The sequence below is a fragment of the Methylophilus methylotrophus DSM 46235 = ATCC 53528 genome (assembly GCF_000378225.1).
In the GTDB taxonomy this organism is placed as follows: Bacteria; Pseudomonadota; Gammaproteobacteria; order Burkholderiales; family Methylophilaceae; genus Methylophilus; species Methylophilus methylotrophus.
Genome location: NZ_KB905141.1, coordinates 207,680 through 224,199, shown reverse-complemented (window position 1 = coordinate 224,199; position 16,520 = coordinate 207,680). Strand labels below are relative to the sequence as shown.

The window sequence follows — 16,520 nt, the reverse complement described above, 5'->3', positions numbered from 1 at the left end:
AACACCTAACTACGGCCGTAGGTATCTTCAAAACGCACGATGTCATCTTCTCCAAGATAACTACCGGATTGCACCTCGATTAAATGCAAAGGCAATTTACCTGGATTCTCTAGTCGGTGCGTTGAGCCAATCGGTATATAAGTAGATTCGTTTTCAGTATAGAGCTTGGTGACATCATCAATAGTGATCATGGCAGACCCACTGACAACCACCCAGTGCTCAGCCCGATGATGATGCATTTGCAGTGACAATCTTTCACCTGGTTTCACCATAATACGCTTGACCTGGAAACGCTCGCCGATATCGATTCCCTCGTACCAACCCCAAGGGCGATAAACACGGGGATGCATCTTATGTTCAGAACGTCCGCTTGCCTTCAAATGATCAACAATATTCTTGACATCCTGCGCACAATCACGGTGCGCAACCAGGATCGCATCACTGGTTTCAACAATCAGCAAATCCTCTACGCCAACGGCAGCCACAAAGCGCTCTTCCGCCCGTACCAAGGTATTTTTCACATTTTTAAGAAACACATCCCCGCGTGTAGCATTCCCATCCGCATCATTGGGCTGCACTTCTTTTAAGGCAGTCCATGAGCCAACATCATTCCACCCCATGCTGGCAGGTACCACGGCCGCCAGTTTGGTTTTTTCCATGACGGCATAGTCAATTGAATCAGAAGGAGACTCAGCAAACGAGGCCTCATGCAAGCGCACAAAATCCAGGTCTTTATAACTTTGCGCAACGGCATTGCTTACCGCACTGACCATGGCTGGCGCGTATTGCTGCAACTCAGCCAGGAACACAGCCGGTTTAAACAAAAACATGCCGCTGTTCCAATAAAAGTTTCCGGCATCCAAATATTGCTGTGCAGTCGCAGCATCAGGCTTCTCAACAAAACGTGCCACTTCAAAGCAACCATCACATGCTTCCAATTCTGCACCTGATTGGATATAACCATAACCGGTTTCCGGCTGTGTAGGCTCTATACCAAATGTGACCAGTTTCCCCTGCTCTGCTGCAACGCAGGCACGACGCACAGCAGCCTCAAAAGCAGTGACGTCAGTAATCACATGATCCGCAGGCAACACCAGCATCAAGACATCTTTGTCTTTTAAAGTCACAGCCGCAGCAGCAATCGCAGGTGCCGTATTTCGCGCCACCGGCTCCAGCACAATCGCCTCAGGTGTCAAATTCACTTGCCGTAATTGCTCCGCCACCAAAAAGCGATGATCGTTACCACAGACGACGATAGGATGACCGACATCCGCCCAGCTAGAAAGCCGGATCAATGTCTCCTGTAACATCGTATTTTCGGTCACCAAAGGCAATAACTGTTTAGGCAAAACCGCGCGTGACAACGGCCATAATCGCGTACCAGAACCACCGGACAAAATGACGGGGACAATTTTCATTAAAGACATCCAAAAATTAAATAAAAAAGACTAAAGGCACACGCATCATTTGCGATGATCAATTCAAGCCGATACTTTTGAGGCGCGATCCAAACACTTTATCTCCCACTGCCAAGCATGTTTAACAATCGTTTCCAAGTCGGTAAATACAGGTTTCCAGTTCAACACACTTCTCGCACGTTTGGCATCAGCCACCAGCCTTGCCGGGTCCCCATCTCTACGCGGACCATCAATGACCTTAACCTGCTTGCCAGAAACTTTTTGCACTGCGTCTAGTACCTCTTGCACCGAAAATCCAGACCCGTTACCCAGATTAAAGCGATCACTTTCACCGCCATTGACCAAGTAGTCCAAGGCGGCAAGATGTGCAGAGCATAAATCTACAATATGGATGTAGTCCCGAATACAAGTACCATCCGGCGTATCATAATCTCGTCCAAACACCTGAATATTTTCACGCCGACCAGAAGCTGCCTGCAATATGAGCGGGATCAGATGGGTTTCTGGATCATGACGCTCACCTAATTGCCCTTCAGGGTCTGCACCTGCCGCGTTAAAATAGCGCAAGCAAACCGACCTCAAATCAAACGCTTTGGCGTAATCGGCCAATACATGCTCTATCATCAGTTTTGAGCGGCCATAAGGGTTTAAAGGTCGGTTAGGGTGTGCTTCATCAATCGGCACATAGTCAGGCTCGCCAAATACCGCCGCCGTAGATGAGAAAATGAATTTTTTCACATTAAACTTGAGCATGATATCCAGCAAATTTAAGGTGTTTGTGACATTGTTTCGATAATATATGTCTGGCTTGCGAACGGACTCACCAACTTGTATGAAAGAGGCAAAGTGCATCACAGCATCGGGTTTATGTTCCTCAAATACGCGATATAAACAATCGTTATCCGCCAAATCACCTTCAACAAACACGCCTCCTATCACCGCATCACGATGACCGCTTGATAGATTATCTAACGTAATCACTTGATGATTGGCGTTAAGGAGCATTTTCACCATATGAGAGCCAATATATCCTGCTCCGCCCACTACTAATACTTTCATTTTTACATCCATCAATTATTAAGATTAGTTAATATACGATCAATACCAATTAACTTTAGTGGGACATTATTAAATGTCTAGCTCATATACTTTTCCGCTTCCAGAAAACTTAAGCCTTGAGCATCTTTTGCAGATAATGAGGGTGACTCTCCAATGGGCCAATCAATTTTCAAATCAGGATCATTCCAGATAACGCAACGCTCATGTTGCGGCGCATAAAAGTCCGTGGTCTTGTACAAGAATTCAGCCGTATCAGAAAGCACCACAAAACCATGCGCAAAACCTTCAGGCACCCACAGCATTCGCTTATTTTCTGCGCTAAGTATTTCACCTACCCATTGTCCAAAGGTGGGCGAGTTAGAACGCAGGTCTACAGCCACATCAAAGACTTCACCCTGAGTGACCCGAACCAGCTTGCCTTGCGGCTGTTGAATTTGATAATGAAGACCACGCAGTACGTGTTTAGAAGACTTTGAGTGATTATCTTGCACAAACCTGGGGCGCAACCCGGTGGCTTCTGCAAACACATTCTCGTTAAAGCTTTCATAAAAAAAGCCACGGGCATCCCCAAATACTTTAGGTTCAAATACCACCACATCAGCAATAGCTGTTTTAATCGCCTGCATTAAAACACCCTCTCATTTACAATTTGCATTAAATACTGCCCATAGCCATTTTTCTTATAGAGCTCGGCTTGTTTAAGCAGCGCCTCAGCAGAAATGTAGCCCATGCGGTAGGCGATTTCTTCAGGGCAGGCAACCTTGAGTCCTTGACGATTTTCAATGGTTTGAATAAACAATGAGGCCTCAAGTAAAGATTCATGCGTGCCCGTATCCAGCCACGCATGGCCACGCCCCATCACCTTCACATTGAGTTGATTTTGTGACAAATATTGTTTGTTCACATCGGTAATTTCTAACTCGCCTCTAGGTGAGGGCTTCATATTGGCGGCAATATCACACACTTGGTTATCATAAAAATACAAACCTGTCACTGCATAGCGTGATTTAGGCTTGGTAGGTTTTTCTTCCAAACTAATCGCCTTACCTTCAGCGTCAAACTCCACCACACCATAACGCTCAGGATCATGCACTGGATAAGCAAACACCGTTGCGCCTTCAGTTTGCATATTTGCTGCTTGTAGGCCGGAGGCTAATTCATGTCCATAAAAAATATTATCGCCCAACACTAAGGCACTCGGATGACCATTGATAAAATCTTTGCCAATAATAAAAGCCTGGGCCAGGCCATCTGGCGAAGGCTGTACCGCATATTGAATATTCATGCCCCATTGCGATCCATCACCGAGCAATTGCTCAAATCTTGGAGTATCTTGTGGCGTTGAAATCAGCAAAATATCTTTTATGCCCGATAGCATCAGCGTTGACAAAGGGTAATACACCATTGGTTTGTCATACACCGGGATCAATTGTTTTGAAACAGCCTGCGTGGCAGGGTATAAACGGGTGCCAGACCCCCCTGCCAGAATTATGCCTTTTCTATGTTTAGCCATCATGCATCCTTATAAAATTTGTTTTAGCACATGGGAAACACCGTGTTCCCAATGCGGCAATAGCAGGTTGAACGTTTTCTGGAACAAGCTTGTATCCAACCGGGAGTTAGCTGGCCGCTTGGCAGGCACCGGATAATCACTGGTCGCAATCGGCTTGATGGTTTCCGGCTGCACCTTGATTGCCTTGCCCGCCTTGATTGCCTCAGCAATCACAAACTGGGCATAGGCATGCCAATTGGTCACCCCAGAAGCAACCACATGGTATAAACCGAATGGAAAGCCCTGCAGCCCCTGCTGCCTGATACGTCCGACCAACTGCGCGGTCACATCCGCCAGCAAGGCTGCTGAAGTCGGCGCCCCATACTGGTCGGCAACCACACTTAAACTGTCGCGCTCAGCAGCCAGGCGCAACATGGTTTTGGCAAAATTGCCCCCATGCGCTCCGACGACCCAGCTTGTGCGCATAATCAAGCTTTGCGGACAACTTTGTTGTAACGCGCACTCACCATCTCTTTTGGTCAGGCCATATATGTTTTGAGGGTTAGTCGCATCACTCTCTTTATAAAACTGCTCGCCTATCCCTTCAAACACATAGTCTGTGGAGAAGTGAATGACGAAAGCACCTAACTTACTGGCTTCGTCGCCTATGATACGTGGCGCATCCGCATTTACCTTGCGTGCTTGTTCTGTATCCGTCTCAGCCTTGTCAACGGCCGTATAAGCTGCCGGATTAATGATCCCGTCCGGTTTTACCTTCTGGATAAGTGACCTTAATGCCGCTTCATCAGACAAATCGCAATCCGCTGAGCCTATGGCAACCACCTCAGCCAACGGGGCCAAGCTACGCTGCAATTCAAACCCCAATTGGCCATTACATCCTGTCAGCAGAAGTTTCATTGATATTGCTTCTCTACCCACTTCAGATATTGGCCACTGGTAATATTCTCTACCCAGGCCTGGTTATCCAGATACCATTGCACCGTTTTGCGTATGCCGGTTTCAAAAGTCTCAGCGGGCTTCCAGCCTAACTCTTTTTCAAGTTTGGTGGCATCAATGGCATACCGTCTGTCATGACCAGGGCGATCTTTGACAAAGGTAATTTGCGACTTATAAGATTGACCATCTGCACGTGGTTGCAACTCATCCAGAATATCGCAAATGGTATGCACCACTTCCAGGTTCGGCTTTTCATTCCAGCCACCTACATTGTAGGTTTCCCCCAATCGGCCAGCGGATAATACACGGCGGATCGCGGTACAGTGGTCTTTCACAAACAGCCAGTCACGAATCTGTTGACCATCCCCATAAATCGGCAATGGTTTACCATTGAGCGCGTTATGAATCACCAATGGAATCAGCTTTTCGGGAAAGTGGTACGGGCCATAGTTATTTGAACAATTTGTGGTCAACACCGGCAAACCATAAGTGTGGTGATAGGCACGCACTAAATGATCAGACGCTGCTTTAGAGGCAGAGTATGGGCTGTTGGGCTCATAGCGATTGCGCTCGTTAAACGGCGGATCATTTTTCTCTAAAGTGCCATATACCTCGTCAGTAGACACATGTAAAAATTTAAAAGCTGCTTTTTCTTCATCGTCCAACCCTCTCCAATAAGCGCGCACCGCTTCCAGCAAGTGAAACGTGCCAACCACATTGGTCTGGATAAAGTCTTCAGGTCCATGAATCGAGCGGTCAACATGTGATTCAGCTGCAAAATTCAATACTGCACGAGGCTTATGCTCAGCCAGCAGCTTGCTTACCAACTCAAAATCACCAATATCCCCCTTAACAAAAATATGTTTTTTGTTATCAGCAACGGTTTTCAAGTTATCCAAGTTACCCGCATAAGTGAGCTTATCAAGATTGATCACTGGTTCATCCAACTTATCCAACCAGTCCAATACAAAATTACTGCCGATAAAGCCGGCACCGCCAGTGACTAAGATCATAAAAAATAGTACCTAAATAAGTGAAGAGAGTAAGCAAAAGCTAAACTGAGAATATCTAAAAATAATAATTACTCTGAGATCGCTTTATTATGTTTTTAATCAGAATTTGTGAAAATAATTTTACAAAACGCGTCACCTATAGCTTGCCAAGAAAGACTATTTAGAAGCTTTTGTCTTGATTCAATAGTTTTATTTTTCCACTCTGACACGGGTTGACTACAGAAATCTAACATTGCATTTACTATACTAGTTTCATCAGGTGGATCAATTAAAGGTATACCGCACATACCAGTTTCAAATAGTTCAGCTATCCCGCCCATTGAAGTACCAATCACAGGCCTCATAGAAAGGGCTGCTAATACTGCAACTCCAGATTGGGAATTAAAATTCTTATAAGGTAACAATACAGCATCACACTCTGCAAAAAGCGTCTCTAACCGAGACTCCTCAACAAAACCAATTTCAGTTGTGACACTACTTCCTAGGTCGCTCAAGGCTTTTTCACATTCAGCCCAATATTCAGGCTCAGCTGAATAAGGTGCTCCTGCCACAACCAGCTTTGCATCAGGAACAGTTATCAAGAGATTTTTGAAAGCTTTTATAGACTCCAATATACATTTATTACTTCTAAGCATTCCAAAGATTAAAAATTTCCGATTATTTTTAAGTGGTTCAGCTTTTCCACTATCAAATACACCATGCGGTACTACAGAAAGCCTATTATTCTTTACTCCAAACTGCTCCTTAAGGACTGTATTACCCGACTTTGTAAGGGTCACCAATTGGTCAGCTAAGTAATAAGTCGAGGCTATACAAGCCATCTCAAAGTTTCTAAATAACTTAGGTAGGCTCCAAGCATGAGGCAGTGGATCATGCACAATATAAATAATCTTTGCACCCGTTAGCTTTAAAACCATAAATTGGAACATTGTTACAGACAACCAATGTGGGAATGTAACAACAAAAACTGAAGTTTCAAATCTAATCTTGATTAAATTGTAAGTAGCTTCCACAATCCGCATAACCATGTGAAATACCTTATGAATGCGTGACCATTCACTGCTATGGCCGGGTCTAAAGTTATAGCGGATTAAATTCTCAGATTTAGCTTCTCGCTCTTGAGGTTGCATGGGCGATGCGAGAAAGATTAATGAGTAACCTTTCGATCTCATTGCATTAGCTAAGCCTTCTGCAAAGCCATGTGTGTACCAACCATCACCACCTCGCCAAGAGGTAGAATAAAAACAAATTGACTTCATAACATCAGTAACCTGTCGCATTCGAAGAAAAGAGCTTTTCATAATCGGCCACTAAACGATCAAATCCAGAATTGGCAGTTATCAATGCTGAACTTTTCTTTAAGTTCTCGAAGAATATCTTATCATTTACCAGTTGATTTAAAACTTTTGCCAGGGAACTCGAATCACCAATCGGAACTAATGCCGCACAAAACTCACCAGTATCCAATCGTACAGCTTCTACCTGGGTTGGTACATCACTCACAACCATAGGCAAACCAAGAGCAGCGGCTTCCAGTAATGCGACACTGTGTCCCTCAAATAAACTAGGCTGAGTAAATACGTCACAATTAGCCATAAAAGTTAAGGTGTCTTTGTGAGACATATGCCCTTTTAGGTGGACAACATCTTGGAGTCCTAATTTCACTATTTGCGCTTGAAGTTTTTCACGCTCCGGGCCATCACCTAAAATTGAGAGATATGCACCATTAACATGCTTCATAGCATCAATCAATTGTGGATAGTTCTTTTGTTCAGCAAGACGACCTGCTGCAACAATATGTAATTTTTCGTGATTAGAAGACGTTTCTTTATTAGCTAAGATAGATTGAATGAGCTCGGCGACATCTGGTGATAATGCGTTTCGAATAACGATAATTTTGCGTTTATACAATAATGGATAATTATTGAACGACTGACTTACGCCCTCTGAAACGCATATGATATTCGTGACGATTGGAGTACAACCAACACAAAAATCTAATAACTGTTGTAATTTTCCATAAGTCTGAACTGGAGTGTGATGAGAAATAATTCGAAGCTTGGCGCCGGAAAAAAACCCAGCTATGGAGCCTATAATATTTGCTAATGGCTGCGCAGAGAGAGTCAAATAGTCTCTGTTCCCTCTCAAATGTCGACACATTAAGAATATAGCTTTAAAAATGTCGTAAATACGAAATGTGCCATTAATCGTAGGGAACCATTGACTTTTTTCTTCCTCATCTTTCCTGTAAATGGTCCTTAACGAAACTATATGTCCCCGTTTTTTTATAGCCCCTGCTATTTGCTCCCATAAATTTCTAGCACCGCCAGGTTCATCATGTGATAGCACAAATACAACCTGGCGATAACTAGAGAAGTTAGCCTGATTATGAAAAGTCATTTATTATTAACCTTATTCCCTGACTTAAATATTAATAGAAAAATTGCTACAGTATTAGTCCATAGGTAGCGCCAAAATAATCTTTTGGGATCTTGCAATAACCTGTACAACCATTCAAGTCCCAAGCTCTGCATCCATCCAGGTGCTCTTGGAGCATTTCCGGCTAAAAAATCGAAACAACCGCCGGCTGTGATAACCCAAGAGACCTGAAGCTGATTCTTGATTTGTTGAGAAAACAACTGCTCACGAGGTTTTCCTAGACCAATAAATAAAATATCAGCTTGCGTGGCGTTAATCTGAGAGATAACTTCGGAAACTTGATCTCCTGTAAAATAACCATCACGGAATCCAACCAATTTAGCTTTCGGATACAAAGAACGAAATCTATCAGCTGCGCTAGAAATTACTGCGGGCTTCGCACCAAGAAAAAAAATCTTAATTTCACTATCACTCGCACCTCTGCCGACGGAATGAATCAAGTCGGTAGTAGCACTTCTTTCAGTAATTTTTTGGTCGCAAAAAATTTGGGAGGCCCAAATTAATGCCTGCCCATCAGCATGAATAATTTCTGCTTGCTGCAAAGCTTCTCGATATGACTGATCAAAGGCTGCAAGCGCGATGCCATGACCATTTGCATCAAACACTAAGCGGCAATGCTTGTCGCCACTTCTGTCAATAATAGCCTGATCACATATCAATTTTGTGAGTTCAATCTCTGAACAAACATCAACTTCTATGCCACCAACAATAACTCTTGGAAAAAAAGACTTAACTACTTGTTTTTGTTGTTCCACAATAATCAATTCCATATCGTAGTGTTATTTGCTTGCTTAAAAAGCTACTTTTGCTCGTCTAGCATTGAATGCAAGTACCTGTTTAAATTGCCATGCTCTGGCGTTTGAGAGGGTTACGCTCCAGTCAGGTTGCCACTTACCGAAGTCATAAACCCATAATGCGGCACTTTCAATACCTGCGATATCAATTGCGTTCAGCATCATTTCAAAAGTTCTATACTCCTCTTTAGTGTTGCCTTGAGTCCTTACACCAAACTCACCGACAAACAAACTTTGAGAATTACTTGCAGCAGCAATTTTCGCCTCAATCAATAGTTTAGATGCTGTTGCCTCCCACTTTGAATACTTTCTAATTTTATCGGGATAAAAATGAATTGATGCTATCGAGTTTTTAACTGGATTAGCATTACAGACGGCTTGCCTGAACTGCTCAACGGTATCAGCCGAACTCTTTCCCTGTTGGAGATTGTAGGCATCAAACCGAGGGATATCTGATCCTGAGGATATAAGAGCGCCTGGTTTAATCTCCTGTACCCAAGAAGCAAAGTTACTCATTAATAGCGCGTAATCATCTGTAGTTAATACATCCGTTGGACTACGTCTTGCAGGAGTCCCCATTTCAACATTAACTTTTGGCCAAGGGAAGTCTCTATTGAAGTAATCAAGATTAAGGTTAAACTCATTGCCAAACTCCCAATGTAGAACGCTATTGTACTTTCCATATCGGCCAATAATGTCTTGAACGTATCGCTTTGCAAATTTAGATGTTTTTGACGCAGAAAACCCCCAAGAAGTAATCGATTCGCCGAACAAATCTGAAACTGATGTTGGGCTCCAGAAAAGAGAAGGAACCAGACCTATACCAAACTTATCAGCGTTTAGAAAAACTTCATCTAACAATCTATAATAGCGGTCTTGAGGATAAAGTCTCCACTCTTTTGGCCAAAAGGGAGAGGCAGCAAATCGTACAAAAGGGATTCCAGCATCAGACAACTCCCAAAGTCGATCTCTAGCTGATCTCACACCTCTTTCATCAACTAAGGTGCCATAAAACAAGTCGAAACAATTAACACCAATTCCAGACAACTTAAATACTTTACTATCCGCTAACACTGTTTTTGGTAAAACCAAAGATGCCATAGCTCCTAAAATAAACTCTCGTCGGGTGACTGGCATATTACTTTCCAACCTTTCCTAAAAGACCATGCCAAGTCGCTTTTATAATAGTATGACTAATACTTAAGTCGCGACAATTTATCTCTCGCAAAGCTTCTCTTAGATTTCTCAAAATGGCAAAAATGAGTAACAAGGGATAATTTTTTCGGTAAAAAATAACGAGATTTCTAGCAAGATAATAATAAGAAAGTAATGATCGTTTAGATCTGGAAGATGTGCCGATTGAGGCTCCCTCCTTATGGAATACAATACTTTTTGTAGCAACCACCATTTTTCCAGCCTTTGCAAGCTGCAATGCCCAATCCATTTCTTCATAATACAAGAAATAACGTTCATCCATTATTCCAAATTGCCTGATGGCCTCCATATTTACAAGCATGGATGCACCTGCAATATATGATAAGTTGTCCGGCTCTGGTAAATTCGAGCCTTTTGTCCAAGTATCGCCTTGACCAACCTGCTTTCCTACAGCTTTAAATATATTAAAAGAAACCCCTCCAACACATTGGATAGTTTGTCTATCATCAAAATAAACCAGCAATGACCCAACCATTGGCGAAGTGGACTGTTCAGCTTTATTAACTAACTCATTTAGTGCGTCAGGATCGACGACAACATCATTATTTAGTATCCACACATAACCAAATCTTGCATCTGACATAGCAGCGTTGATACCAAAATTATTTCCATATGCGAAACCGCCATTTATTGGAGCTTTAATTAAATTAAATTTAGCGTCAACACATGATGGTTGTGTCTTAGATCCAATTGTGTCAGGTTCAATTACTTGAAAAAGAATTGCAGAATCCGACTTTGACTGCTGATGAATCGCATTTGTGATCAACTCAATCGAGTTATCTGTAGATGCATTGTCCACAATGATCACATTAAAGTTACTGTACTTCAGGCGTCCTAAACTCTCTATACAGGCCGCGGTATCTGCCCCGCCATGCCAATTAAGAATGACAATTGCAATTTTTTGCATCAATCCACCTTCCGGCTACCCACTTGTATCGCAATCAAAGCACCAACAAGAAAGAATGCAATTGGTATGTTATAAGTGATCCCCAATACGGACCGCATAACAAATAAAGAAATTAGCGCAGCCGAAGCAGCCGAGAGGAAAGCGCTTTCAGCATCGCCTCTAAGCACCTGAAAAGCACTTTTCATAACAGGGATGATGAAAAAAAGCATGAAAAGACATAAATAAGGAAGCCCAGACTCAACTCCGATCATAATGAAATAATTATCCAATGTAGGAATACCACGACTAATAACGCCAGCAAGGGCAACTCCTGTACCCACACCAAATCCCAGAATTGGTTTTTCCGACATCAGGTCTATACCTTTATTCATCATAATAGAACGAGAAGCCGTACTCTCTGATTCAGCGTGAGATCGCCCTTGAGCAATATCTTGGACCACCCCCCAAGATAACAATGCCAAGAGAGTTATTGAAACACCAAGAATCACAAGACGGAAGAATGCCCTTGAGCCATCTGTACGCACTTTAGGCCGTAAAAACCATAATGCAACTAACCATGCCGAACCAATAGCTGTACAAATTAATGCACTACGGGAGTAGCTCAATACAACACAAATCAAAGCAGAAGTAATGCCTATGATTACGAACCACCGAGATTGAGACTGAGCGGGCCAAAGCAAGAGAGCTAATGCAAACACAAACACAACAGAACCAAACTCGGCAAGAAGTAATGGATGCTCAAAAGGGCCTTGTGCTCGAAGCACACCTTCCCTATACCTGGAAAGCATCATTGCATTCAAGCCTTCTCTGTCTGAGGATAATGGTGATAATAAATCTACAAAAAAGTTTTTCCCTATAGATGCCTCAATTATTGCAATCAGAGCACAGAAAATTGCTGAAACCAGCAGTGCATTTATAAAAAATTTGCGTGATTCCTCCACCTTAAGGCACAAAACCGCGAACAAGAAGATACTGAAATATAGGCATATCTCCCAAAAAACAAAGGCTATTGCTGAACCGAAAAATGGTGCAGAAAAAGCAGAGTAGATACGGATAAGTATCATCAGTACAGCAATAATTAAAACAACACGCTCAGTAAGGTGATCGGGTACAAGATTCTGCCTAACACTCCTTCGTGACATTAATAAATAAATAATCAACGCCATCATCCCCATGCCCAAAAGCCGTCGCAAATTTAGCGTAGGCAATAAAGGAATATGTAAATTAAGGAATGTTGGCCAGAAAACAGTCACGCCCACAAACATCAGTATCAAAATATTGATGTTTTTAATCTTCATAGGGCCAACATCATCGTGAAATAAGGCAAAAGCGACTATCACGGCCAAGATTGACATGGCTGTCAGTGCAACACTAAGCACTGGTGAGAATGCAGTAATTAACCCAACAAATGCCAATCCAATTACTGCAAACAGCATAAATACTAAATGCAAAATAGATAGATTTTTCACTGTTCTCTTACCTATCATAGGTTGACTTATTTTTTGCTGGCTAACATTGAAAAATAATCTACTAAAAAGTCTTCATAAGCCTGAAGTTTTAAATCCGCACTAGTCTTGGCTTTCAATGCATCTGCTTTAAGATTTGTTCGGTTTTTAAAGCCAGTAAGGATTTTTTCAACCGCCACCTCTGTGTTATCAACCTTACCATCTGCGATCCAAGGATACTCCAGAGTATTAAATAACCCATTGAACTTTCGACTATAGGACAGTGGTACGACAGGTACTCCAGAAGAAATCGCGGCGATACAAGCATGCATGCGCGCGCCAGTAAAGAAATCCATGCCCGCAATAAAGCTCTTAGCTTCAGATGGACTCTCGAATTTAGGAACTACTTTACAGCTTGGAAATTTCTTTTGTACCTCAAGAATAGATACCATGTCGTTTTCATTATCCATGTTTTCAGGAGTTACATGTGAGACCAACCAAATAGTATTGCGCTGATCAGCTGTCCATTCTTGAAGTAGTTTCTCTATCAGTTTCTTGTAGTCAACCGTCAGTCCAAACTGATTCGCGCCAGTATAGCCTCCACTCATGAGCAATCCAGAAATATTTAATCCGATATTTACAGTTTCGCCAATATTAGGTTCTGGTGATTTATAAGGCAGCCTAAATGCTACATCAATTGCTTCTGCGCGATTCTGTCTAACCTCAGCATCATCCAAATAACGCGTTGACAATTCATCACGGGTAAACACCTTCTCGCACCGCTTCATTACTTGTGCAGCAAGAAAGCGAGTAATTATCGAATTAAATGGGCCTATTGTTTGCGGGCTTAAAATAAGTGGGCGTTTTCTCATCAGAACGCCTACTTTACTACCCCATAAAAAAGCAAAACGATAAAGGCCATAAATATCTGTGAAGCTATCGCCTTCACCAATATCCAGCACCAGATCACACTGCTCAATATCATCAAGATATGGGGCATTGCCTAATATAGTGCGACGAATAGAAACGGGATTGCCTTGTGTAATTTCTATATCATGAAGCGTGTGCGCGCGGCCACCAGACGTACCAATAACTGTAAAGCTAATTTCTACATCGGCTCTTTTAGCAGCGGCAGAGCAAATTGCTATTTGCGACTCGGTTAAGGCACCAACTCCTAAGTTATCAGAAGTTAACGAGTGCCAAAGTAAACCAATTTTTATTTTAGATTTTTTCAACTCTTTTCTACCTTTGTTCGTCTGTAAGTGCCAACAGCATTTCTCAGCAAGCTAATCGGGTTAATCATAAAACTAGCCCTGAATAAGCCCATTCTTTTAAACTTAACAAACCTCATATTGGCCAAGCCCGCAGCAACTAACCTCGCCAAAGCAACTTTTTTTCTTAACGCTTGATAAGGCTGCATTTTTGCGATATCTGCCACCGGTAGGTCTACCATGTCGATAACTCTAGCCTCACAAGCCTTGTTAACCAACTCCTCACCTAGTTTAGTACGAGTCAAAAGCATGCTACGCCCCTCCCTCTCGGTAAAGTCTGGATATCCATCCTTACCGTACCAGGCATCCGCACATACAACATCCGCAAACTCACCCGTGCCATCTGGACACAACTTACATCTAAACTGGACTCTTCTTCCAAGAATCTCACCCCAAGAAGAGTTGTAATCCATTTCAAAAATCTGCCCATCATTCTGAATGGCGCGAGCTTTACCAGGCCAACCATCGCCACGATACCTGAATGAGGCCAATTTATTTTTATCCGCGCCCATTTTTTCCAGAACCTCGTGAGTTCCTTTAATGCTGGGAACACCCGCGCACATAAATGAAATCAAGAGCTTGACCTGTTCATAATACTCAGGGTGAGTATCGAGATAATGACGTAACGCTGCGACATCACAGGGCTTGCCGACAAATGCAAAACGCTCTCCAGTTTCTAGCATTTCACGAATATTTTCCAAAGGCGCAGAAGGCGCATATCTTGATCCTGCGGCCCTAAGCACATCCTCACGACTCCTACTTTTCTGCAATATATTTTTTAGAGGATCTGTAGGACTCACCGCTGTCTGTGCTACAAAATCGACAATCCCAGCCTCTAATAAATATGTACATAATGCAGACACAACCCCGCCGGATGAACCCTGCCGACGTATATCCTGATCTAATGAAAACGCTGTTCTTGTGTTTACTAGAGGCCCCCAAATGGGATGAAATTTTTCTGTATTTGCACTTGAATGCTCTAAATGAACTCCAGGACATGCCTCTTGAATTAATTGCTGACTTAATCTTGAAATAGGGCTAAATTCGACAGGTCGCAAGAACCCCGAAGAACTAATTTGCATTTCAATTTGACCAGGTTCTGCGATTGATGCGCAGATGCCACAGCCCGTGCAATAACCATTACTTTTTATAATATTCAAGACATTCGCGTTATTAGAATGTAATTCTGGATTCATATTATTTGCCTACAATGATCCCTGCATTTCAAAAATTGCAAAGGCTGTGATAACTATACAGTAAAGGATGGTGATTAAATTAAATCCAGTTGGTATTCGAGACCTAACCAAACTTGATAAATAAATAAAGAAAATTGTGATGAACGTGACACTAATTGCAATCAACATACCTTCAAGGTTATATGACCTTATTAAACTAGGCACGATGCAAAAAAACACTATTAACGATACGACTTGAGTATAGACTCTAACCTTTTGTTTTCCATATGCTGTAAGTATTACTCCAGAGGAAGCTGCAACATATCTAACCCACATCAAAAAGCCTACAAACGGCCAAATATTGGTAATTTTTTTGAATTGTCCACCGTAAACTAATTCAGATAAATTTGCACCAAAAAAAGTAAAAAACAACCACCCAGAAGAGCCTATAGCTAGCATTTTAATATTAAGCATCTTAACATATTTAAAGTTCCTCTCTTGACGACTTGCATTATTGGCTAAGGTTGGTAAGTAAACATTCGCTAGAACGGGGGCAAACTGCATACCTCCTTGCAACCATTTTGTTGCAGCCTGATATAAGCCAACTCCAGAAAAACCTAAAAAGTATTTAACTATTAATGTATCAATCTGTTGAAAAAAATTGGTAAATCCAGCATCAGCAGCATAAGGAAAACCCACTTTGAGAGTCTTCAAAATTTGCTCACGTTCAAAATTAAGTGTGATAGCTCCAATAGAAGAGCTATATGCTTTCGACGAAACGATCAAAAAAATGCATCTAGAAATAACGAATGCAAACGCCACAATTAATACGTTTTGAGTTATGAAAAGGACAGTTAGCAGTAAGAAAAAATGTATCAGTGATCCTATAGTTGCAATGTTAGTCTCTTTTTTATAATGACCAACCGCCCTTAACACAGTATTAAGAAGCTCGCAAAATGAGGCGACTAAGCAAGACAAAAGTAAAAACCCGAAAACAAAAGCAAACTCTCGAGTAAAAAAGCTTAAGTAAATGATTGATATTAATAAGACAAATAATGAAAGCAGTATCTTTGTACCCAAAACTTCTCCGACAATTTGACTGGCCTTGTCTGGAGTAGTCCCTATTTCGCGCAAAATTTGCTGTGGAAAACCGTAATCTACAATTAAGACAAGAAGAGTTGCAAGAGTGAAGGAGTAAGCGATCAAGCCAAAATCATGCGGACCTAGTAAACGTGCCATTAACACGAATACAACTATACCAGACAGCATTTTTGCTGCAGTAGTTAATCCCATAAAAATGGTGTTTTTAAACATCACAACCTTAAAACAAATTTA

15 protein-coding genes are annotated in these 16,520 nt (G+C 42.1%); all 15 read right to left on the bottom strand.

Going from position 1 to position 16,520, the window contains the following annotated elements:
- Window positions 1-5 precede the first annotated feature (5 nt).
- The 15 genes from F463_RS0101070 to F463_RS0101000 all read right to left on the bottom strand — a co-directional run bounded on the left by F463_RS0101070 (window position 6) and on the right by F463_RS0101000 (window position 16,499).
- Window positions 6-1,418 carry a mannose-1-phosphate guanylyltransferase/mannose-6-phosphate isomerase gene (locus tag F463_RS0101070; RefSeq protein WP_018985186.1) on the bottom strand — a complete coding sequence of 471 codons (1,413 nt, stop codon included), beginning with the start codon at window positions 1,416-1,418 and terminating at the stop codon, window positions 6-8.
- A 63-nt stretch (window positions 1,419-1,481) separates the two neighbouring features.
- Window positions 1,482-2,477, bottom strand: coding sequence for a UDP-glucose 4-epimerase GalE (gene galE, locus F463_RS0101065; RefSeq protein ID WP_018985185.1), 996 nt, complete (start codon window positions 2,475-2,477; stop codon window positions 1,482-1,484).
- A 77-nt stretch (window positions 2,478-2,554) separates the two neighbouring features.
- Window positions 2,555-3,103, bottom strand: a complete 549-nt coding sequence (gene rfbC / locus F463_RS0101060) for a dTDP-4-dehydrorhamnose 3,5-epimerase (RefSeq protein ID WP_018985184.1) — start codon at window positions 3,101-3,103, stop codon at window positions 2,555-2,557.
- The gene (gene rfbA, locus F463_RS0101055) at window positions 3,103-3,990 is read right to left on the bottom strand and encodes a glucose-1-phosphate thymidylyltransferase RfbA (protein ID WP_018985183.1); all 888 of its coding nucleotides are present in this window, start codon (window positions 3,988-3,990) and stop codon (window positions 3,103-3,105) included. Before rfbA ends, rfbC begins: the two co-directional genes overlap by 1 nt.
- A 9-nt stretch (window positions 3,991-3,999) precedes the next feature.
- Entirely contained in the window at window positions 4,000-4,887 is an 888-nt protein-coding gene (rfbD, locus tag F463_RS0101050; RefSeq protein ID WP_018985182.1) for a dTDP-4-dehydrorhamnose reductase, read from the bottom strand.
- Window positions 4,884-5,939: a dTDP-glucose 4,6-dehydratase gene (gene rfbB, locus F463_RS0101045; RefSeq protein WP_018985181.1), complete on the bottom strand. Its 1,056-nt coding sequence runs from the start codon at window positions 5,937-5,939 to the stop codon at window positions 4,884-4,886. The genes rfbD and rfbB overlap by 4 nt, the downstream gene beginning before the upstream one ends.
- A 95-nt stretch (window positions 5,940-6,034) precedes the next feature.
- Entirely contained in the window at window positions 6,035-7,240 is a 1,206-nt protein-coding gene (locus F463_RS0101040; protein WP_081620769.1) for a glycosyltransferase family 4 protein, read from the bottom strand.
- Window positions 7,203-8,339, bottom strand: coding sequence for a glycosyltransferase (locus tag F463_RS14550; protein ID WP_018985179.1), 1,137 nt, complete (start codon window positions 8,337-8,339; stop codon window positions 7,203-7,205). Before F463_RS14550 ends, F463_RS0101040 begins: the two co-directional genes overlap by 38 nt.
- Window positions 8,336-9,148 (bottom strand): WecB/TagA/CpsF family glycosyltransferase, encoded by an 813-nt coding sequence (locus F463_RS13955; RefSeq protein ID WP_018985178.1) that lies wholly within the window; start codon window positions 9,146-9,148, stop codon window positions 8,336-8,338. Before F463_RS13955 ends, F463_RS14550 begins: the two co-directional genes overlap by 4 nt.
- Window positions 9,149-9,169: 21 nt before the next feature.
- Window positions 9,170-10,309 (bottom strand): cellulase family glycosylhydrolase, encoded by a 1,140-nt coding sequence (locus F463_RS0101025; RefSeq protein WP_018985177.1) that lies wholly within the window; start codon window positions 10,307-10,309, stop codon window positions 9,170-9,172.
- 1 nt (window position 10,310) lies between these two features.
- Window positions 10,311-11,294: a glycosyltransferase family 2 protein gene (locus F463_RS0101020; RefSeq protein WP_018985176.1), complete on the bottom strand. Its 984-nt coding sequence runs from the start codon at window positions 11,292-11,294 to the stop codon at window positions 10,311-10,313.
- Window positions 11,294-12,763 (bottom strand): O-antigen ligase family protein, encoded by a 1,470-nt coding sequence (locus tag F463_RS0101015; protein ID WP_169623152.1) that lies wholly within the window; start codon window positions 12,761-12,763, stop codon window positions 11,294-11,296. The genes F463_RS0101020 and F463_RS0101015 overlap by 1 nt, the downstream gene beginning before the upstream one ends.
- Window positions 12,764-12,789: 26 nt before the next feature.
- Window positions 12,790-13,974, bottom strand: a complete 1,185-nt coding sequence (locus tag F463_RS0101010) for a polysaccharide pyruvyl transferase family protein (RefSeq protein ID WP_018985174.1) — start codon at window positions 13,972-13,974, stop codon at window positions 12,790-12,792.
- Entirely contained in the window at window positions 13,971-15,206 is a 1,236-nt protein-coding gene (locus tag F463_RS13950; RefSeq protein ID WP_033412982.1) for a Coenzyme F420 hydrogenase/dehydrogenase, beta subunit C-terminal domain, read from the bottom strand. The genes F463_RS0101010 and F463_RS13950 overlap by 4 nt, the downstream gene beginning before the upstream one ends.
- A 9-nt stretch (window positions 15,207-15,215) precedes the next feature.
- Entirely contained in the window at window positions 15,216-16,499 is a 1,284-nt protein-coding gene (locus tag F463_RS0101000; RefSeq protein ID WP_018985171.1) for an oligosaccharide flippase family protein, read from the bottom strand.
- Window positions 16,500-16,520 lie beyond the last annotated feature (21 nt).